Source organism: Pseudoalteromonas sp. MM17-2 (assembly GCF_022347945.1).
Lineage (GTDB): Bacteria > Pseudomonadota > Gammaproteobacteria > Enterobacterales > Alteromonadaceae > Pseudoalteromonas > Pseudoalteromonas ruthenica.
Genome location: NZ_JAKRFV010000001.1, coordinates 227,439 through 248,434, shown reverse-complemented (window position 1 = coordinate 248,434; position 20,996 = coordinate 227,439). Strand labels below are relative to the sequence as shown.

18 protein-coding genes are annotated in these 20,996 nt (G+C 48.5%); 12 read left to right on the top strand and 6 right to left on the bottom strand.

Annotated features, from left to right (window positions below):
• Positions 1-9 precede the first annotated feature (9 nt).
• A complete protein-coding gene (locus tag MHM93_RS01175; RefSeq protein ID WP_130147659.1) occupies positions 10-1,035 on the bottom strand; it encodes a LacI family DNA-binding transcriptional regulator in 1,026 nt (341 codons plus the stop codon).
• Positions 1,036-1,382: 347 nt separating this feature from the next.
• Here MHM93_RS01175 and glk point away from each other — a divergent pair, with 347 nt between their 5' ends.
• The 11 genes from glk (at position 1,383) to MHM93_RS01120 (ending at position 13,433) form a co-directional block, all read left to right on the top strand.
• Entirely contained in the window at positions 1,383-2,399 is a 1,017-nt protein-coding gene (gene glk, locus MHM93_RS01170; protein ID WP_022945104.1) for a glucokinase, read from the top strand.
• 12 nt (positions 2,400-2,411) lie between these two features.
• Entirely contained in the window at positions 2,412-3,452 is a 1,041-nt protein-coding gene (locus tag MHM93_RS01165; protein ID WP_022945105.1) for a LacI family DNA-binding transcriptional regulator, read from the top strand.
• A gap of 360 nt (positions 3,453-3,812) precedes the next feature.
• Complete coding sequence (gene edd / locus MHM93_RS01160; RefSeq protein ID WP_239447624.1) at positions 3,813-5,675, top strand: phosphogluconate dehydratase; 1,863 nt, start codon at positions 3,813-3,815, stop codon at positions 5,673-5,675.
• A 24-nt stretch (positions 5,676-5,699) separates the two neighbouring features.
• A complete protein-coding gene (locus MHM93_RS01155) occupies positions 5,700-6,320 on the top strand; it encodes a bifunctional 4-hydroxy-2-oxoglutarate aldolase/2-dehydro-3-deoxy-phosphogluconate aldolase (RefSeq protein ID WP_022945107.1) in 621 nt (206 codons plus the stop codon).
• 16 nt (positions 6,321-6,336) lie between these two features.
• Complete coding sequence (gene gap, locus MHM93_RS01150) at positions 6,337-7,341, top strand: type I glyceraldehyde-3-phosphate dehydrogenase (RefSeq protein WP_022945108.1); 1,005 nt, start codon at positions 6,337-6,339, stop codon at positions 7,339-7,341.
• 113 nt (positions 7,342-7,454) lie between these two features.
• Positions 7,455-9,248 carry a HAMP domain-containing sensor histidine kinase gene (locus MHM93_RS01145; RefSeq protein ID WP_239447623.1) on the top strand — a complete coding sequence of 598 codons (1,794 nt, stop codon included), beginning with the start codon at positions 7,455-7,457 and terminating at the stop codon, positions 9,246-9,248.
• A 91-nt stretch (positions 9,249-9,339) separates the two neighbouring features.
• Positions 9,340-9,672, top strand: a complete 333-nt coding sequence (locus MHM93_RS01140; RefSeq protein WP_045978378.1) for a metalloregulator ArsR/SmtB family transcription factor — start codon at positions 9,340-9,342, stop codon at positions 9,670-9,672.
• Positions 9,673-9,683: 11 nt separating this feature from the next.
• Positions 9,684-10,688, top strand: a complete 1,005-nt coding sequence (locus MHM93_RS01135; protein WP_239447622.1) for an ArsJ-associated glyceraldehyde-3-phosphate dehydrogenase — start codon at positions 9,684-9,686, stop codon at positions 10,686-10,688.
• Positions 10,689-10,697: 9 nt separating this feature from the next.
• Entirely contained in the window at positions 10,698-11,891 is a 1,194-nt protein-coding gene (gene arsJ / locus MHM93_RS01130; RefSeq protein ID WP_239447621.1) for an organoarsenical effux MFS transporter ArsJ, read from the top strand.
• A gap of 159 nt (positions 11,892-12,050) precedes the next feature.
• A complete protein-coding gene (gene lepB, locus MHM93_RS01125) occupies positions 12,051-12,737 on the top strand; it encodes a signal peptidase I (protein WP_239447620.1) in 687 nt (228 codons plus the stop codon).
• Between the two features lie 3 nt (positions 12,738-12,740).
• Entirely contained in the window at positions 12,741-13,433 is a 693-nt protein-coding gene (locus tag MHM93_RS01120; protein WP_239447619.1) for an aspartate/glutamate racemase family protein, read from the top strand.
• 17 nt (positions 13,434-13,450) lie between these two features.
• Here the strand turns inward: MHM93_RS01120 and MHM93_RS01115 are convergent, their stop codons facing one another.
• The 5 genes from MHM93_RS01115 to MHM93_RS01095 form a co-directional block, all read right to left on the bottom strand.
• Positions 13,451-14,047, bottom strand: coding sequence for a DUF998 domain-containing protein (locus tag MHM93_RS01115; RefSeq protein WP_239447618.1), 597 nt, complete (start codon positions 14,045-14,047; stop codon positions 13,451-13,453).
• A 58-nt stretch (positions 14,048-14,105) separates the two neighbouring features.
• Positions 14,106-14,579, bottom strand: a complete 474-nt coding sequence (locus tag MHM93_RS01110) for a hypothetical protein (RefSeq protein WP_239447617.1) — start codon at positions 14,577-14,579, stop codon at positions 14,106-14,108.
• 68 nt (positions 14,580-14,647) lie between these two features.
• Positions 14,648-17,434, bottom strand: coding sequence for an ATPase (locus MHM93_RS01105; protein WP_239447616.1), 2,787 nt, complete (start codon positions 17,432-17,434; stop codon positions 14,648-14,650).
• Positions 17,435-17,983 carry a hypothetical protein gene (locus MHM93_RS01100; RefSeq protein WP_239447615.1) on the bottom strand — a complete coding sequence of 183 codons (549 nt, stop codon included), beginning with the start codon at positions 17,981-17,983 and terminating at the stop codon, positions 17,435-17,437.
• Complete coding sequence (locus MHM93_RS01095) at positions 17,980-19,254, bottom strand: hypothetical protein (RefSeq protein ID WP_239447614.1); 1,275 nt, start codon at positions 19,252-19,254, stop codon at positions 17,980-17,982. Before MHM93_RS01095 ends, MHM93_RS01100 begins: the two co-directional genes overlap by 4 nt.
• A 314-nt stretch (positions 19,255-19,568) precedes the next feature.
• Here MHM93_RS01095 and nhaD point away from each other — a divergent pair, with 314 nt between their 5' ends.
• Positions 19,569-20,816 (top strand): sodium:proton antiporter NhaD, encoded by a 1,248-nt coding sequence (gene nhaD / locus MHM93_RS01090; protein ID WP_239447613.1) that lies wholly within the window; start codon positions 19,569-19,571, stop codon positions 20,814-20,816.
• Positions 20,817-20,996: the final 180 nt, after the last annotated feature.

Below are 20,996 nucleotides of genomic sequence, written 5' to 3'. Positions count from 1 at the left end.
GCAGTGGGACTAACGGCTGGATTGGCGCACGATAAGCTGCGGTGGCAAAATGCTATTCGCCAAGTCGACTTCTTGCTCACCGATCAGATTGAGTAAGTTAGCCACCAACATCTGTCCGGCCAAAGTGGTATTTTGTTGGACGGTAGACAGCGGGGGCGTACAGAAGCGCGCAACAGCTAAGTCATCGAAACCAACGACAGAGACATCATGGGGGACCCGAAGTCCCGCCTCTTGCAAAGCACGAATGGCGCCTATGGCGATTAAGTCGCTAGCACCGAATAGAGCGTTAAAGGTAATGTTGTTGGCCAGTAAGGATTTGGTCGCTTGATAACCGGATTCTTCGGTAGAAATAGCGGTGGCCATTTTACGCTCGCTTACATGTTTGCCGTTATCCTGTAAGCGCTGCTCGAAGCCCTTAAAGCGAGCGCTAAATTCTGGACTGTGGTGTGATGCATCTCCAATAAACGCACAATCAGTGCGACCCAATTCAATAAAGTGCTCTGCCACTAAGCGCCCTCCATACTGGTTATCACAGCTTACCGTGAGCTCTGGACGGCCATCCACATTAGCGCCCCAGCAAACGAACTTAGTATTGGTATCTAATAAGCGGGCGAATTTGGCTTGGTAGTCAATGTAATCCCCGTAGCCAAGCAAAATGATGCCATCGGCACGATGACTTTCAGCGTAATCGGCGTGCCAGTCATTACTACTGGATTGAAAGGACACCAACAGGTCATAGCCTTCTTTGGCGCAAGCGCGGGTAATAGATCCCAGCATGGATAAAAAGAAAGGGTTAATTTGCGACTCGTCTGAAGTAGGGTCTTCAAATAAGAGTACCGCCAAAGTCGAGCTTTGTTGCGCCCGTAAATTACTGGCGTTCTTATCCACCTTGTAATTTAGCTTGCGCGCGACTTCAACCACTTTACGCCGTGTCTCCTCATTTACCAATGGGCTCCCTCGTAGGGCACGGGAAACCGTGGACTGAGAAACCCCAGCATAATGGGCAATGTCGAAAGAGGTGGCTTTACCTTTCATGTATTTCCTCATAGAGCGCTCGCAATAGTCCACGACAATACAGCCAAGTACCATTAAAGAGAAGCCAAGTGTCTGCAAAAAACGGGCATTTTGCTACATTTTTGCCGCAAACTGAAAATTTTTATTGATTCATAGCTGACACCGGTGTCATAATGTCGGCGTTTTATCATTTTGTTGTCACAAAACGGTTTGGCTGCCCGCTGCCCGGGCAGCACTTTTTTCAGTAGCGCGAAAAAAGCACAGCTAACATAAAGTTAATAAGTTTATACCAGTTAAGTCAATGGTGAAGAAAAGCGCGGCCTACACACCCACACCATGACGCTGGATAAATAACAAGAGAATACATTATGAGTCCAGCGAGTACACAGGCAGAGAGCAAGGTGCCATTCGCACCCATTTTGGTCGCTGATATTGGCGGCACTAACGCGCGTTTTGCGCTGATCACCGACTACCTCCCCAACGACAACGAGTTTGTCATTAGCCATCGCCATACCTTTCCTAGCAGCGATTTCAGCACCTTTGAAGATGCGATTAGTGAATACCTAGCGCAATTATCAGAAATCACTATAAGCCGTGCATGCCTCGCCGTTGCAGGGCCAGTTAAGGGTGAAGAAGTGATGCTGACTAATCTCGGTTGGCACTTCAACGTCACCCAGTTAAAGGCGCGCTTCGACTTTAGCAATTTACAAGTTATCAATGACTTCGCGGCGTTTGCCTATGCCGCGCCTTATCTTAATGCCAGCGATAACATTGTTGTTAAACAAGGCCAAGCACAGGCACAGGCTAATATTGCTGTGTTTGGTCCCGGCACCGGTTTCGGTGCGGCTTGTTTAGTGCGCTCTCAAGGGAATCAAGCGGTGATGAGCTGTGAAGCAGGGCATATTAGTCTTGCCCCAGTGACAGAGCTGGACCGACAACTCCATAACGTGCTGCGCGATGAGTTGCAGCATGTTTCGGTAGAAAATGTCTTTGCCGGCCCCGGCATAGCAAGGCTGTACCAGGCCATGGCTAAGGTTGAAGGGGCGCAGGTCAATGAACTCGATGCAGCGCAAATTGCTGCGCTTGCACAAAGTGGCGAGTGTCATATTGCTACCAAAACACTGAATCACTTCTGTGACTGGATAGGCAGTGTGGCTGGTGATATCGCCTTGAGCTTTGGCGCTCTGGGCGGTGTGTATATTGGCGGTGGTATTTTGCCGCGCATGCACGAGCGCTTGCTTAATAGTCGCTTTAACGAGCGTTTTATCGCCAAAGGCATGATGTCACAGTACAATAGTCAAATTCCGGTGACCTTGGTGTGCCAAGAAAATATTCCTTTTATTGGCGCTGCGGCGTGTATCCACCAAGGGCAGAGTAAGGACTAAGTTGCGCGGATTATGAAAAAGATAACAATTAATAGTGTTGCCAGTTACGCCGGCGTATCCAAAAAAACTGTGTCGCGGGTATTAAATAACGAGCCTAATGTCAGTGATGCGACCCGAGAAAAGGTGCTTAAAGCCTTTAAAGAGCTGGATTATACGCCGAATCCTATTGCCCGGGGTCTAGCGCGCAATCGCAGCTTTATTATTGGTTGTCTTTACGATAATCCATCAAAAAGTTATATCACGCGTTTGCAAAGCGGTGCTCTGGCAGCGTGCCATGAGCATGGCTTTAATTTGTTGATCCATCCTTGTGAGTTGCGCGCAGAGGCGTTACTTGAAAATATAGAACAGCTGCTGCAAACCTCGCGTCTAGATGGCTTAGTATTGACGCCGCCATTTTCAGATCATGCCGAGTTGGTGGCGTTTTTGCGTAAAAAAGGCGTGCCATTTGCCCGTGTCGCCTCGGTGAAACTTGATGACGACTCTATTTCTGTGCGCAGTAATGACGAGCAGGGCGCTTTTGAGATCACCGAGCTATTGATTAATATGGGGCACAAAGATATCGCCTTTATCAAAGGTCACCCCGATCACAGTGCTACCGAGCAGCGCTTTAATGGTTATCGACGAGCGCTCAAGCAACACGGTATTGAATATCAAGAACGGTTAGTGGAAGAGGGTAACTTCTCCTACCATTCTGGTGCCGACAGTGCACGCACCATTTTACATCTAAACCCTCGACCTACGGCGGTGTTTGCCTCGAACGATTACATGGCCGCAGCGGCGCTCAAGTTAGCAACGCAAATGAACTTGAAAGTACCGGATGATATTTCCATTGCGGGTTTCGATAACGCGCCGATAGCCCGTCATATTTGGCCCGGTTTGACGACCATCGCACAACCGGTTGAGGAAATGACGCGTCTTGCGGTTGACCACCTGATAGAGCAAATCAATCATGCCACCGATGAGCAGCAAGAGGGCGAGCAGCGTCAACCTCTGCAGCTGACCCTCGAAGCCGAATTGATTACTCGTGAGTCCACGGCGGCACCGAAAGCCTAAACAGCAACCAAATCCCAATTGCAACTGGCCCATATTCAGCTCGCTGATATGGGCCTTTTTGTGATCTAACCAACTATACTTTGAGTCACATTACACCCTGACTAGCGCTGTTATTTTTTCGTTTTTATTTGGTAAATAACTCGCAACATAGAAATTTTAAACTAAATTTATAGACAGGGTTGACACCGGTGTCAAAGGTGTGAGTTAATAACCCTGACACCGGTGTCAGCTTGGTTGTGAGAGACGAGTTGGCAGCGTACCTTTGAACGGGTAAATCAAAGCTGCTCAGTACTTCATTGCCTTGGAGTCGGTATTGAAGTACTGAGCCTTTTATCCACCAACGGCAAGAAGAGCAGAATTATGTTGCATCCGCGTATTAAAGAAGTCACCGAACGAGTTATAGAGCGCAGCAAGGCGACACGCCAAGCGTATCTAGCTCGTATGAACGAAGCCAAATCTCAAGAGCGCGTTCGAGCCGGTATCGGGTGTGGCAATTTGGCCCACGTGATGGCCGCCTGTAGCAGCGACGATAAAGCCCGCTTAAGTGGCGACGAAAAACCAAACCTCGCTGTCATTAACGCCTACAATGACATGCTTTCCGCGCATGTACCTTATAAAGAATACCCTGACCTTATTAAACAAGTAGCGAAAAAGTTTGATGCCACTGCGCAAGTCGCTGGTGGCGTACCTGCGATGTGTGATGGTGTCACCCAAGGCCGTGATGGCATGGACCTTTCGTTATTCTCCCGTGATGTTATCGCTATGTCCACGGCAGTGGCATTGTCTCATGATGTATTTGATGGCGTGTTTTGCCTCGGGGTGTGTGACAAAATCGTCCCAGGCCTAGTGATTGGTGCCTTATCATTCGGACATTTACCGGTTTACTTTTTACCCGCAGGGCCGATGCCTTCAGGCATTCCAAATAAAGAAAAAGCCCGTATTCGTCAAAAATTCGCACAAGGATTAGTGAGCCGTGAAGAGCTCCTTAAGGCCGAGAGTGAGTCTTATCATAGTGCCGGTACATGTACCTTCTATGGCACCGCAAACTCCAACCAAATGCTAATGGAAATCATGGGCTTACATTTACCTGGAAGCTCTTTCATTAATCCTTATACAGAGTTACGCGATGGTCTCACTGCCAATGCGGTAGAAATCATGCTTAAGCAACTCGTAGAGAGTAAAGACGCAGTGCCCATGGCTGAGGTGATGAGCGAGAAAACCATCATTAACGGTCTAGTTGGTCTACTGGCGACGGGTGGCTCAACCAACCACGCCATTCACCTTGTGGCTATTGCCAAGGCGGCAGGGGTGGAACTGACGTGGAAAGACATGTCGGACCTATCTGAAATCGTGCCGCTGTTGACGCGCATTTACCCCAACGGCCATGCCGATGTAAACCATTTCCAAGCCGCAGGCGGCATGGGCTTTTTAATGAAGCAACTACGCGACAAAGGCCTATTGCATAACGATGTAAAAACCATTCTCGGAGAAGGGCTCGACCCTTACACCACAGAGCCTCGCTTAGATAAAGACAGCAACCTGATCGTTTCTGACGCCAGTGGCCCAAGTAAAGTGAAATGGGTGCCATGCCCTGACAATTCTCATGATGAGGGTGTGTTACGTCCAGCGGACAATCCTTTTCATCGTAGCGGGGGTTTACAGCTACTAAGCGGTAATTTAGGTAAAGCAGTCATTAAAGTGTCTGCGGTACAAGAGCAGCACCAGGTAGTGAGTGCGCCAGCCAAGGTGTTCTCAGATCAGGCCGAGCTTCAAGCCGCCTTTGGGCGTGGTGAATTAAACCAAGACTTTATCGCGGTTATCAAAGAGCAAGGTCCAAAAGCCAAAGGTATGCCTGAGCTACATAAGCTGACACCTGTTATGGCCAGCCTGCAAGACCAAGGTTATAAAGTGGCGATTGTCACTGACGGGCGCATGTCTGGTGCTTCAGGCAAAGTGCCTGCGGCGATTCACTTGGCGCCCGAGGCAGTTGAAGGTGGCCTAATCGCAAAAATTCGCGAAGGCGATTTAATTACCTTAGATGCGCCAAGCGGCGAGCTAAAAGTACACGTCAGCGATGAAGAGCTTGCCCAGCGTGAAGTGGAGCTGGTGCACACAGGGCCAACCTTTGGCACCGGTCGTGAGCTTTTCGCTGGTTTTAGAAATATTGTCAGCAGTGCAGATTTAGGCGCGAGCGCCTTTGCGCCAGCTTACGAACAACAATAATTGCGCTGGGAATGAGGACAAACTATGTCAATTGAACAGATTTTAACATCGGCACCGGTCGTGCCAGTGGTTGTTATCGACCGCTTAGAAGATGCCGAGCCACTAGCGAAAGCTTTATATAACGGCGGTCTTAAAGCACTGGAAATCACCTTGCGTACACCCGTTGCTGCAGAAGCAGTGAAGGTGATGAAACAAGCCGTTCCTGATGCGTATGTAGGCACCGGTACGGTGATTGATAAAGCCACATTTGATGCCTCTATTGCAGCCGGAGCTGACTTTATGGTCAGTCCCGGTGTTAACGACCAACTGCTGGAGCTTGCTAGCCAGTGCGATACCCCTTTCTTGCCCGGAGCGGCCACGCCAAGCGAAGTAATGAGGCTCGCTGAGCGTGGCTTCTCTTTTTTGAAGTTTTTCCCTGCCCAGGCAGCAGGAGGCCCGGCGATGCTTAAGTCTATTGGTGGGCCATTACCTGGAGTGAAGTTTTGCCCTACAGGTGGCATTAGTTTAGATACCGCACCCCAGTATTTGGCCCTTAACAACGTAGTCTGTGTGGGCGGAACTTGGATGCTAGATAAAACACTTATTGAAAAACAGGACTGGCACGCAATTGAGCAGCTCGCACGTCAAGCCAGCCAACTGAAATAGTCGAGGGGAGAGTAAGATGATTAAAGTTGCTATTAACGGATATGGCCGTATTGGTCGCAACACTTTACGTGCACTGTACGAGTCTGGTTTAAATACTGATATTCAAATTGTTGCCATTAATGACTTGGCGCCGGCGAACGTCAATGCACACCTAACACAGTTCGATTCCGTGCACGGCCAATTTTCGCAAAAAGTAACCTTGCAAGATGATGTGATGGTGATTGGCAGTGATGAAATTAAGCTGGTACAAGAGCGTGACCCAGCGAACCTGCCGTGGGCAGAGCTGGGCGTCGATATTGTCCTTGAGTGCACAGGCTTATTCACCAAACGTGAAGGCGCCGCTAAGCACATTGAGGCGGGTGCCAAGAAGGTGATTGTTTCAGCACCAGGTACTGATATGGACGCCACCGTCGTTCATGGTGTTAACGATGATGTTCTCGATGCCAGCAGCACGATTATTTCTAATGCCTCTTGCACCACCAACTGTCTAGCACCCGTGGCCAAAGCACTCAATGACAGCATCGGTATAGAGCAAGGCAGCATGACGACGATTCATGCTTACACCAATGACCAAAATTTATCTGATGTATATCACCCCGACCTTTACCGTGCCCGTAGCGCCACGCAGTCGATGATCCCTACCAAAACTGGCGCTGCTAAGGCCGTTGGTTTGGTACTTCCAGAGCTAGCAGGCAAACTTGATGGCATGGCGGTACGAGTACCGACCATCAACGTGTCTTTGGTCGATTTGACCTTTGTTGCCAAACGCGATACCAGTGCGAGCGAAGTCAATGAAATCGTCAAAGCCGCAGCCCAAGGTGCGATGAGCCAAGTGCTTGATTATAACGAGCTACCGCTGGTTTCCATCGATTTTAATCATAACCCTGCATCATCAGTGTTTGATTCAACGCAAACCAAGGTCGATGGTAAATTGGTTAAAGTAATGGCTTGGTACGACAACGAATGGGGATTCTCAAATCGGATGTTAGATCAAGTGAAAAACTTAGCACAGTTTTTATAGTTCCATTGTTGTTAAGTGAAGCCGCCTTGAGCGGCTTTTTTTATGCTTGGCATTTTGACTTGTAGTTGAAGCCAACTATGCTCTTAACTACGCCCACTTTATAAATCAATACATTGAAATTACAACGTTTTGCAACCTGGCTTTTGGGCTCAGCTGTGCTCATTATTGGCTCCTTAATTGCCGCCACAACTTACGTCTACTTCAGTTTGCACACCTTAACTGACGTGCAGCGTCAGGTGCAGCAATATCAGTATTCTGTAGACCGATTAGTGATATTAAAAAACGAGCTGTTACTGAATCGCGACGAAGTCAGCGTGCAGGCACTGCATCGGCAAATAGACAGTCATATTGCCGCGCAATTAAGTAATCCTTTTAATGCCCAAACGCATGCCCAATCTGCACTTATCACTGAAACTCAGCAGGCCCTAGAGGAATACATAGCACACCTCAATACCTTGGTGAGTTTGTTAACGCGTATGGGACTTAATGAGGATAAAGGTCTACGCCAGCACTTTCGTGCCCAAGCACATAAACTTCAAGAGTTAGCCGAAGAGCAGAACAACCTCATTCTAAACAATGAAGTATTAGAGCTAAGAAGGCGTGAAAAGGATTACTTAATGCGCTTTGATGACCAGTACCTAGCGCAGCATCGCCAGCATTATGACGCTACCCTCACCCTGATAGAGCGTCAGCAACTAGGCAATAGTGTGTCTCGTATACTTAAAAGTTATGGGCAAAACTTTGCAGAAGTGGTGGCGCTGTTTAACCGCATTGGTGTGCATGGTGATGAGGGGATAAGGCAGACGTTGAGGCAGCAGGAAAGCCGCATCGAGGACTTATTGCAGCGACTCGATATTCAATATACGCAAACGCAAATCGATGATGCGTTGCTTGCGATTACGGCCACCTTGGTGGTTGTGGTTCTTGTTGCCGTGGTGCTGTTAGCGTTCTTGCAGCTTCTGAGTATGCGCGTCAATGATTCACTCACGCGCTTACACCGGCAAATCAGGCAAGTCATGGATGAAGAGGACTTCTCCTCACGCACAGGCCTGGATGGGCGCGATGAAATAGGGCGGTTGGGTCAGGATATCGATCAACTCTTTGCCTTTATTGAAGAACTTCTTGAACGCTTGGCGAACGCACAAAATAAGCTGGTCGAGGAGGCTAAGCTTGCCAGTTTAGGCAGTATGGTCAGTGGCTTTGCCCATGAACTTAATACGCCAATTGGCGTAGCCATTACTAGCCAGTCATTGTTGAAAGACCAATTTTCCTTACTGAAAACAGATTTTTCCACCGGAAAGTTGAAAAAACACACTCTCAGCGCACTTATTGATAACGCCGAGCAATCGTTAGCACTGTTGGAAAATAACCTCAATCGCAGCGCCAGTTTGATTGATACATTTAAAATGATGGCGGCACAAAACCAGTATGACAAAGAAGGCCTATTTAACGTGCGCACAACTGTGAGTCATATCATGACTAGTTTGCAGTCTGAGTTTGATTCGGCTGTGGCTATCTACCACATTGATATTGATGAGCAGCTTGAGTTAGTTTCTTCACCCGCAGCGCTGACCCATATTATAACCTGCTGTGTGCGCAATTGCTTGATGCATGGTAAGACAAGCGGGCGCACGCTGGAAGTCGGTATCAGAGCGAAAGAGCAAAATGGCGCGTTGCACGTGTTTATAGAAGACAATGGGCCCGGCATTGAGGAGCCGTTATTGAACAAAGCATTTGAGCCTTTCATTACCACCAAGCGTCATGAAGGTGGTACAGGGTTGGGTTTGGCGATTGTCTACAACCTAGTCCGTAGTAATTTAGATGGCCAAATCACCTTGCACAACCTACCACAACGAGGTTTAAGCGTGCATGTGACCTTCACGCCAAAGTCTATCCAGCGCGGATAACTTCTATATATAAATTTTCATATATACGTTATTGCATATATCCAACCTTAAGGGTAAGCTAGGCATATTCGATATTTCGTATATATAGTCTATGGCTGTACATTTTTTTAAAGCGCTCAGTGATGATACCCGTCTACAGACGTGTTTACTTATTGCCGAGCAAAAAGAGCTGTGTGTGTGTGAGTTGGTTTGCGCCTTGGCACTGAGCCAACCGAAAATATCTCGCCATTTGGCGCTGCTAAAAGAGGCGGGGGTGTTGGCGACACGGCGAGACCGCCAATGGGTGTACTATCGTATCGACGACACCCAACCCCAGTGGCGGCAGCAGATTATAGCCACCACGCTAAATAACCAAGCAGAATTAATAGAAGACGCACTGGCGCGATTACAGGCAATGGATAATCGCCCTTCGTGCTGCGATTGATGGAGAAAACCATGACATTGAAAGTAGGCATTAATGGCTTTGGCCGCATGGGCCGGTTGGTGTTGCGCGCGGCGTATGACTGGCCGGAAATAGAATTTGTTCATATCAACGACCCCGCCGGTGATGCTGCTACGCTCGCGCACTTATTGGAATTTGATTCGGTGCACGGACGTTGGCAATACCCAGTTAGCGCTGATGATGAGGCTCTGTGCATCAATGAGCAGCGAATCCAATGCAGCGCCAATAAGGCGATTGCTGATACCGACTGGTCGCAGTGCGATATTGTTATTGAAGCGTCCGGGAAGATGAAAAAAACCGAACTGCTGCGCCAGTATCTTACTCAAGGGGTGCGCAAAGTGGTGGTCACCGCTCCGGTTAAAGAGCAAGGCATCCTTAATGTGGTGATGGGCGTTAATGATGCGCTTTATTGCCCAGATAGCCATGATATTGTCACAGCGGCTTCATGCACCACCAATTGCCTCGCGCCGGTGGTTAAAGTGTTGCAAGATAAAATTGGTATTAAGCATGGCTCCATGACAACCATCCACGATATCACTAATACGCAAACGATTTTGGATGCCCCTCATAAGGACTTACGCCGAGCGCGCGCCTGCGGTATGAGCCTGATCCCAACCACTACTGGCTCGGCTACAGCCATCACTCATATCTTTCCTGAACTCAAGGGCAAGCTCAATGGTCACGCAGTGCGAGTGCCTTTGGCGAATGCGTCGATCACCGACTGCGTGTTTGAGCTTAACCGTGAAACCACAGAGCAAGAGTTAAATACCTGGTTTAAAGAGGCTGCTCAGGGCGAGCTCAAGGGCATCCTAGGTTATGAAGAAAAGCCTCTGGTATCAATCGACTATCGCACCGATCCGCGTTCAAGCATCGTCGATGCACTGTCGACCATGGTGGTCAATGGCACCCAGGCGAAGCTGTACCTGTGGTATGACAACGAGTGGGGTTATGCCAATCGTACCGCCGAGCTGATGCGTAAAGTTGCCAATAGCCTGTAGGGACCCGCTATGAATACATCGCCAATTCAGCAGTATGGCGTGATCACCGCAAATTATTGGGCCTTTACGCTCAGTGATGGCGCGCTGCGCATGCTGGTGGTTCTGTACTTCTACCAGCTCGGCTATGCGCCCTTGGCCATTGCCATGCTGTTTTTATTTTACGAGTTTTTTGGCGTGGTAACCAACCTTGTGGGAGGTTGGCTTGGGGCCCGTATCGGTCTCAATCGCACCATGCAAATAGGTATGGCATTGCAACTGATTGCTCTGGCCATGTTGTTAGTGGATAACAGCTGGCTCAGTGTTCCTTGGGTAATGGCAGCGCAGGCACTCAGTGGCATAGCTAAAGATCTCAATAAAATGAGCGCGAAAAGTGCCATTAAAACCGTGGTCAGTGACACACAACAAGGGCGTTTATATCGCTGGATAGCGCTACTCACCGGGTCTAAAAATGCCTTAAAAGGGGCGGGCTACTTTGCCGGTGGTGCGCTGCTGTCGTTACTCGGTTTTAGCGGTGCGGTGATTGCGTTAATGGTCGTGGTGGGTGCTGGCTTTATCCTCAGTGCCCTGTTGCTCGGTGAGGATCTAGGTCGTAGTAAGTTTAAACCTAAATTTCGACAATTGTTTTCTAAGAACGCGGCACTGAATCGCCTAGCAGCTGCGCGTATGTTGCTTTTTGCCTCTCGCGATGTCTGGTTTGTGGTGGCCTTACCGGTGTTTTTTATTAGTGAGCTAGGTTGGCAACACACCGAGGTTGGCAGTTTTATGGCGCTGTGGATTATTGGCTATGGCGTAGTGCAAAGTATCGCGCCGCGCTTGAGCCGTCATGCCCGTGTATCGGTGTTTCAGCAAGCAACCAGATTTAGTGCATTGTTGACGCTAACAACGGCGCTGTTAATAGCGGTGTGGTTGCTGTTTGCCACCACCCAGAGTGTGCAAAATATTGTCTTGGTGGTCGGGTTATTATGTTTTGGTGCGGTGTTTGCGGTTAACTCATCGCTGCATAGTTACCTAGTCGTCAAACTCGCAGACAGAGATGCAGTGTCTTTGGATGTGGGCTTTTATTACATGGCCAACGCCATGGGAAGGCTTATTGGCACCGTGTTATCGGGCTGGTTATACCAACAAAGCGGCCTACTGGCGTGTTTAGTCAGCGCGTTATTGATGCAAATAGCCACCTGGTGGGTGACCCGAAAGATAGCTTAAATACGCGGCCAAGCATTCGCTTGTGGCCGCTTTGATATTCTTTTTTTGCTGTCAGCACGGCCGTCTTGTTTTTCAATCAAGGGCAACCGCACACACTCTTTTACATTTTTCGCCGAACTTTTTGTGCTCGCGCCCACCTAAGGCAAAAAGGAGTGAACCATGTCTCAACCAGCTAAACGCCGCCATTGGGCTGCGCAATTAATTAGAAACAACCGTGGATTTATCTGTTTTATTATCGGCATGTCGGTATTTCGCAGCGCTTTTGCTGATTGGTATACCGTGCCGACGGGCTCTATGCTGCCAACAATAGAAGTGGGTGACCGTATTACCGTAAATAAGATGGCCTATGATTTGCGCGTCCCTTTTAGTGATGTTTCACTGTTACGAATGGGCGAGCCAGAGCGTGGCGATATTGTGGTGTTTGATTCCCTGGCAGCTGATAACCGACTCATTAAGCGTGTTGTGGGAGTGCCAGGCGATACCATCTCAATGCACGATGAGGTGTTAATTATCAATGGCCAGGCGCAGCGTTATAAGGTGACAAAGGAGAACGCTAAGGCGTTGTTTGCCACCGAGTTGCTCGGTGACCTCGCCCATGCCATTCGTATTGATAAAACCCGTGCCATGCATGCTGGTAACTTTGCGCCGATACTGATCCCCAACGATCACTATTTAATGATGGGCGATAACCGCCGTAACAGTGCCGACTCTCGCTACTATGGCTTAGTGCCACGGGGAGAGTTAAAAGGGAAAGCTCATCATGTGGCTTTTTCTTTGGACTATGACCATTATTACCTGCCTAAGCGAGAGCGCTTTGGTGAATCCTTATACAGCTATAGTGAGTAAGCGATGAACACCCTAGGCATAATCGGCGGCATGAGCTGGCAAAGTACGCAAAGCTACTATCAACTTATAAATCAAGGCGTAGCGCAGCGATTAGGCGGTTTGCACAGTGCCCAATTAATTATCAATAGTGTCGACTTTGCCACTATAGCGCAGCTACAGTACGACAATCAGTGGTCGCAACTGGCGGATCGCCTCGGCTATGCTGCAACACAGTTACAGCGTGCAGGTGCTGACTGTGTGCTTATCGCCACCAATACCATGCATAAAGTCGCCGATGAGGTAAGCGCCCATATTGATATACCACTTTTGCATATCGTTGATGCGGTCGGTGAAGCGCTGCAACAACAGGGAATTACCACCGTAGGTCTGTTGGGCACGGCGTTTACCATGGAGCAGCCTTTTTACCGCCAGCGCTTGTATGAGCAGTTCAATATCAGTGTCCTAGTGCCGAATGCTCAGCAGCGCCAGCGCGTTCACGAGGTGATTTACCAGCAATTGTGTAAAGGGCATATATGTCAGCAGGCCAAGTCTGATTACCTAAACATTGTCACTGAGCTCGGCCACCAAGGAGCTCAAGGCGTCATCTTAGGGTGTACAGAAATCGGGTTGTTGCTAAAGCAACAAGACACCGCCATGGCATTATTTGACACTACGGCACTGCATGCGCAAGCGGCGGTCAATTTTGCCTTGCGCTAAATGACACAGCGGTGTGTCTAGTCAGTTATATAAAATGAGAACGCCACCAACCATAAGATTTGCCAGCCGTAACTCAAACGTTGATATAGGCCTGGGTAAGTGCGGGCTTTAAAAGCTAGATGAAGGTGATAGCAAAAATATAAGCAGGCGCAGACACAAAGCAGCGAGAGTCCCCGCATAAGCGATGTGAACTCCGATGATAAGGCGACTATGCTCGGGGCAATGAGTAATGAAAGCAACATCAGCGCCCCACAATAGGAGTGAATGGTGCAGCTCAGGGTAGGGTGCTCAGTATAGGGGTCGCTATCCATCGCAAACAGCCCGCATCCCCAGGTTGATACCCCATGCACAATGACTAAGATGCCGATACTCAGATAGGCGAGTGAACCGTCGCTGACGCTGATGACATAAGCGCCAAACAGAGTAAAGAGCAGCTCTAATGGATAATTATTTATCAGCGGTGAGAGGGTCTGTGTCGGGCTGCCTGTGGCGCCAAGCTCGCTACAAAACTGGCGGGTATGGCTGTATTGAGGATAGAACAGTGACGCAACATAGACCCCAGTGATGAGCCAGATAGAGGCAGCGATCCCCGAATATTGCAACATGCTTTGCATCGTTTTCTTCCCTGATTTATTGCTATTAATGTGTAGCTATCAAAGTATCACTTTTTACTTAATCACACATGATAAACGCTTTTTGAGCCTGGTCACTGCGAGCACCAGCTCGTTGAGCAACTTGGAGTAGCTCAGGGGTTATTGCAAATTCGGCCCCCGTGCCTGGCCAATAGAAATCACTCGGGATGGTAGCGTTCTCATTTAAGCACAGTGTCAGTAACACCGGCGCTGCGGGGAGTACCGCTTCTTCGCCTTTTTCCACCAACATCGCGTAGCTGATATCACCACTTTGTTGTCCTCGTATCGGGGTGATAATCTCGCCACGGTAGATATGCCACACCAGAGCCTTATCATCGGCAACACTGCTGACGCTGTGCACGCGCACCACTGCGCTAAAGGGGGTTTGTTGTACACTTCTTTGTAAAAAACCTTGCTGGGCGTCAAGCATACTCGGGCTTGGCGCGTGCCCAGCATAACTGCAATTAAGCGGCAAAAACGCCGCGACTAACAAAGACAAAAATCCTTTTCTCATTCTATGCTCCCAGCGTGGTAGCTAATTTAAAGGCGACAGAAATAAGTCCTTTCCATCGCAGTCAGTTTTTAGCTAGCTTGGTCTTGCTCTACTTTAATCCAGTCACGCTCGTCAACCCAGTTCTGCTTACCATCACCGAGGGTGCGAATCGGGACGATATAGTCGCAGCTTATTTGCGGCTTCACCGAAGCAAAAATAGGCACAAAGCCAAAGCTCAGTGCGGTTTCAATGATCGCCTGTTGGTTTTGTGGGTCAATATCAGCCGCTTCATCAATATATAGAGGCACGCGATACAGGCTTTTTTCTTTGTCGGATAGCAAATGGCGTATAAATAGCATGCCACACAGCAGTTTAATGGTGATACGAGTGCCATTGGAGCCAGCGGAGTCTATTTTATCGAAGTATTCGGTTTCGCCAGCGCGATTAATCACCTGAAAGCGAATATCGAATAAATCACTCAATGTCAGCCCAGCCTTTTCCGAGGCGAGCTTAATTAACTGATCTTTCGCCTCATTCACCTGCGACTCGTTGATATGCTGTTCTGAGAGCAAATCAAGGCTGTCACCTTGTTCATACAGATCAGAGGTCGCCAAAATGGTATCAATGCTTTGCACTAGCATCTGCCTAGGCAGCACATCAATTTTAAAGCCTTGCAGGTTAGAGATTTGCTGCTCACTGATACCATCGTTAAATAACCGCATCTCTGCCGTTAACCTATCCAAGTCTTGGCGTAACCCTTTGATCGTTGCCGCTACCTCAGTGAGGGCCACACGGGCCTGACGGTTGACGGCTTCGCGTTCGTTATCAATGTTGTGATAGGCACTGATGAGTTTTTGATATTTATTCAGCTCATCGCTTTCGTTGTCGAACTTGGTAATCCCGGCATTGTAGATGTGCAAATAGGTGTTGCGAATATTAATATCGAAGTTGCGCAGCTCCTGACAATCTTTGTTAAAGGTATGAATGGTGTCAGCCAGTGAATCAAAATCAAAGGTAATGTCGATTAAGTACGGCGTTACTTTACCGCCTACAACATCTAGCGTGTGGTCGATACGCTCGCTTTTAACCTGCTCTAAGCGTGCCTTTTGTCGTGCCAGGGCTTCAATCTTGGAGTTCACTATTGCGCGGCTATCGGCAATCCCCGCTGCACTTTGCTGTACCTCGCTGAGATAACTATCCACCTCTTCCTGTTCTGCGTTCAGGGTCTCCATCAGTGTCTGCTGCGCTTGCTGCGAACGTTGCATCACCTGGTATTGCTCATAGCGCTTTAATGCCGCCTCTTGGGCCATCAACTGCTCATAAAGGGCGTCACGCTCAGCTTGTTTGCCGGCGACATCGGCGGCTACGTCACGCTGCGCCTTTAAATCGGTTAATGAATGCTCCAATGACTGCAACTGCTCGGTGAGCTGGGCTTTATCAGCGCCACTTTGCATTTGCACCACAGGCAGCTTTTTAAGCTTGATGGTGGCCCCGGGCAGCACTAGTTCGCCACCGCGTATCGCTTCGCTCAGCAGACTTAAGAAGTCGCCAAAGGTGTGCTCATCGTCAATGCTAATTTCGCCGCCGCTGGTGGTGGCAAAAGAGAGCAAGTCTGGATTCAAAATGCGCGAAATTTCTTCAACCTCTTTAAGCGATAAATCTTCGCGCATACGAGTAAACAGGTTGTACTCAAGGTTTTTGAGTTGCAATTTCAGGCTTTTAATTTGCTTTTGCGTTTCCTTAATACGGAAATCTAAGGTGTGTAAGCTTTGCCCTTCGGCACTTTTCAACGAGTGACTAAGGGTTTCATATTCACCCTTCAGTGCTTTGAGCTCGCTGTGTAAGGTATCACTGTTGGCTAGTTCAAACTCATGATGCAGAGCATCAAAATCACTAAACCAGGCGTTGAGTTCGGTCATTTTGCGCTCAATATCCCGAGATTGTTGCACATATAAACGCTGTTTTTGCTCAAACTCGTGCTTTTGCGACTCAATGGCCGAGAGTTGCTCATTGAGCTCGTCATTTTGCGCCTCGAAGTACTCAGCATACTCGCCCAAGGCAACATCTATTTTCGGCCCATAGGCACCCAGCTTCCCCTTGAGTGCGCTTTGATGTTCCAGCATATTTTCCAAGGCGGCAATGGGCTCTTGCATGGTCTCTAAGGCATTGAGCTCGCGGCGGGCTCGGTTAACCTTATCAAAGGCGCGTTGCCACACTTCGTAGAAGTCTACATGGGCGTTGGACATATGGCGTTCAAATACACGCAGCATAAAGCGTTTAACATCGCCGGCCCCGAGCTTATGAAGATTAAGCATACGGCGAAAAATTTCTTTGTAAGTAGGTGCGTCGCTGACATTATTAAGCGGGATCATGCGTAAGTTGATATCGCCGTCAAAGGGTGTAGCACCGCCAATCAGCAGGGCATTGAGCTCTTGCGCCTTAAGCTCGAGCGGCTGGTAGCCTTTGTCTTGTAAATGCTTAAATAACCGGGTGTACTTAACGATGCGTTTATTGTCGGTAAAATCCTCTAAATTTAAAGCGCCGTTATAGCAAAAGTACTGATGAGCGAAGCCCGCTATTTTACCCAACCCAGCGACGCCGATAACCACTTTGCCATGAGGAAGATCGGCCTCCAATAAAATGTAGGATTGGTCGGAGGCAAAATAGAACTTACGAGTTTCCTCTAAGTCATGGCCGTCCCACTCGGTGAGCCGCAAATCGTTAATCAAAGGAAACTGTAAGGCATTAATGACCGAGCTTTTTCCGGTGTTGTTAGGGGCACATATGGAGCTACTTTTATGCAAGGGGATAACGCACTTGGCATAGCCGGCAGTATTTAACAACGCGAGTTTGCTTAATCCATGTAACTGCTGCATTTATAGCTCCTCGGCGCTTTCTAGCGCATCACTGTTTACTTCGAATAGGGCATCTAAATAGCGATGGATGGGCGCGAGCAGGCGAAAGGCATGGTCTTTTTCTTTGCATAGCCCCAAGCGCACCATGCGCATTAACACGTCTTTGCGCAGGTCGGTGCCGGAGAAAATCTCCAGTTGGTCAAACAGCACCTTGTTGTGCAATACCAACTCTTGGCATAGCTCTAAATCCACCTCACTGTCGAATAGCGCACGCATTGGATCTTTACCGGCATTGGCGTAGTGTTCGATTAAGGTGTAGATAAAAAGCGCGATGGCCCGCGATATTTTGCCCATATTGGCGGTGCCTTCATCCATAGCGAAGTAATAAAAGCCTCGCGCATCATGCACAAGGGTGTGGCCTAAGGCCGTAAATAACAGCTCGTATTGGCCTAGCTGTTGGTCTAGCTCTTGCCAGGCTAAGTTGTCTTGCTCGCTGATGTGGTAGCCACTGACTAGTTTTTTGTTAATGTAATGCAGTTGCGTTAGCTGCGATAAATCAATCTGACTCATACCGGGTCATTACTCTCATTAGTGGGCTCGCTGGCGGCAACGAAGGGATACAAGGTAAAGCGCTTGCCAGCGAAGGTCTTTTGTTCGGGGTGGGTATCTTGCTCGAGTGCTAAGCTCGCGTCGTTAATAAGCTTTTGATACAGATAAAGTAACTCATCGGCTTCTAGTTCTGGGTAGGAGCCACTGAGTACATCGATAACCTGTTGTTTGCCTGCGCGCTTTTTATTGTTGCTTTTAAACAGAGCGCGCACATCGCCATAAGCGGGGATCGCTGGCGGTGTATAGGGCGCAGCTTGGTCGCCATCGGGCAGCTCAAAGTCGTGCTCTTCAAATTCAGCCAACCCTGCCATATAGGCTGTTAGCTGAGCATGACTGCCGAGCTGGTGGCGCATCGGATCGGAGACGAAAAACGGCTGGTGGGCACTCATAACCGTGTCTAACCCGCGCTTTCTTATGTGTGCCAGCACTTTTGCTGCCTGACGGGTGATCAATGTGTTTTGTCGTAACTCCTCACGCAGTGGCATAAGAATATCGGCGCTGTGACGCAAGCTTTGCTGACCCACTTGATGCATATCGAGGATGCGGGTGCGCAGCTGCTCAAGCATGCGAATACTGGCGCTGTCACGACCACTTTGCTTTAGTGTGTACAAGTGCGCGCTGAGGCCTTGCTCAATGGCATCAAAGCACAGCTGAAATGGGCCGTTGATATCGAGCATGGCTAACATCGGCTCGATGTACTCATCGAACGCTTCAATAACGGCTTTGTAGCGTTTTGCCAGCGACAAGTGCGAGGCGTCAGACTTGGCTTGCTCAACCAAGTTGTAAATGGCATTTTCGTTATGTCGATAGAGCTTAACGATTTTGCGAACCCGTTCATCCATAATCCGGCTGTAACGACTAATATCCATGTAATCAGCATCATCTACCGCTTGTGCCAATTTAGTGCTTAAGCGTTGCAGGTCTTCCACCAAAACATGAATCTCTGCGGCCACACCGAGACTTTCATCTTGCAACAAGTAAGCGGCAAAATCACTAATGGCGCGGTTAATCTCCAACTGCGAAGATTTGGCCAAGGGCACCAAGATATCTTGATTGAGTAGGCGGTTGGTTTCTTTGTATATTTGCGCGCCGGAATAATGGGGAAAGTGCTGCTTCACTATACTCTGCACTTCTTTAATACTGAAATCGCCCATCTTGTAGCGTTTAATCAGAGTTTCCAGCACCGGCCATAGCTCTGTCAGCGTATTGAGAACGCGCTTGGCTAGTATCATGTTATGTATTCTTTGTGCTTGGCAATGGGGAGCGATTATAACGAAAGCGAACTAAGGGTAAAACAGCTTTTGCGCCGTTGCGCAAGCTTTACACGGGGGGAGTAAAAAAATTGTCATATTAGCGTATTTGGTAATAGCCCCGGGACATAAGCGGTGTTAGAATTCGCGCCGCTTGCAGACCAAAAACCTGTTATTGGTCTGACAATTAACCCAGGGTACTCCTAAGTTTGTTTTTTGTAGCGCGGGTGTGTGCATACGGGCAGTAAACTTAGCAGTATTGTTCTATTCGCCTATAGCAAGGAAAAATACCAAAAATGGTCAGTGCGCTCATCTTGACGCTCATTGCCGTGGCCTTTGTGCTTATTGTCGTGGAAGATGTCATCCACGTGAATAAGGCTAAAACCACGCTGTTTTTCGGCACCCTGTGCTGGATCATCCTCTTTATCTCCCCACTAAACGGTCACTCCCTCGACCACATTAAGCATGAACTCAATGAGAATATTTTAGAAATTGCCACCCTTTGGCTATTTTTAATGGCGGCAATGACCTTTGTTGCCTATCTCAATTCCAAAGGGTTCATTCAAAACTTAGTGCAACGTGTATTGCCCAGCGAAATAAGTGAGCGTAAATTAATGTTCCTGATTGCTGGTTTTGCCTTTTTGTTTTCGTCGATTTCCGACAATATCACCGCAACCTTAGTGTCGCTGGCGGTGGTGATGTCGTTGAAGTTAGATGGGCGCAAACTGGTCAAGTACGCCACGTTAATCATCTTCGCGGTTAACTCAGGGGGGGTGTCGCTTATTACCGGTGATGTCACCACGCTCATGATCTTCCTTGCTGATAAAGTCACCATAGCTAATCTTCTGCTGCTAGTGGCCCCAGCAGCACTGAGCGTTATTGTGCTCGCTGCGTTGTTATCGATGAAAATGAATGGCCGAGTGAGCTTCGCCTTGGGCGAGCCTAAAGCGATAGAAAAGACCGATATCACCATTGCGGCGATTTTTATATCGACCATTGTCGGTACTCTAACCATGAGTGTGCTGTATTCCATTCCGCCTTTGCTGACCTTTTTGTTCGGGCTTTCGGTGATGTTCCTAAGCGCCCAGTTCTTGATGCGTAAAAAAGACGTGAATAAAAAAATCATCGACTATATTCGTGAAATTGAATACGACACCTTACTGTTCTTTGTCGGTGTGTTGCTGTTGGTCGGCGCGCTAAAAGAGGTTGGGGTGCTGGCGCAATTTACCCACTTGTATGAAGTATTAGCACCAAATCAAGCCAACTACTTGATGGGCATACTCTCGGCAGCGGTGGATAATGTGCCACTGACCGCAGCGTTATTAAAAGCGGACATTCACATGCAAACCCGCGACTGGCTCGCGTTTACCTATGCCACCGGCGTGGGTGGGTCGATGCTAGTTATCGGCTCGGCCGCTGGGATCATTGCCATGAGTAAGGTGCGTGACCTTACCTTTATGAGCTATCTGCGCAATACCCTGTACTTATTAATTGCTTATTCAGTAGGTTACAGCGGAGCCTACATGATGGGTGCGTTTGTTTAAGTACTACAAAGTGGTATATCATTGACAGCATGAGGGCCATTATTTTGGCCCTCATAATGCACACATGTAGGCATGGATTGCGATTACACTGTAAAAAGGATTGGCGCCAATTTTTTAGTTATTAGCAGTGATGTGCACCTTGGTTCTTAGAACTGGTCGTTGATCGCTGCAAAACATTTC